This window comes from Streptomyces sp. 7R007, assembly GCF_054850255.1.
Map to the genome: position 1 here is coordinate 1 of NZ_JBTWMV010000210.1, position 224 is coordinate 224.

Here is a 224-nt window from a genome sequence, read left to right on the forward strand (position 1 = left end):
GTAGGCCTTGTCCGCGGCGACAGCGCCGGGCCGGGTCCGAGGCCGGCCCACAGGCAGACGGACCCGAATCTTCTGCAACACGGGGACGAACTGCGGGCTGTCGCCGGCCTGTCCTGCGGTCAGCACGAGGGACAGCGGACGGCACCCGCGGTCCGCGGCGAGATGGATCTTGCTCGTCAGTCCGCCACGGGATCTGCCGAGCAGGGCCTGGTTCAGCCGGAGCT

1 pseudogene is annotated in these 224 nt (G+C 71.4%); it reads right to left on the reverse strand.

From position 1 onward, the window contains the following. Positions 1 to 224: pseudogene (locus ACYF6T_RS44830) on the reverse strand (IS5 family transposase); the annotation flags it as partial.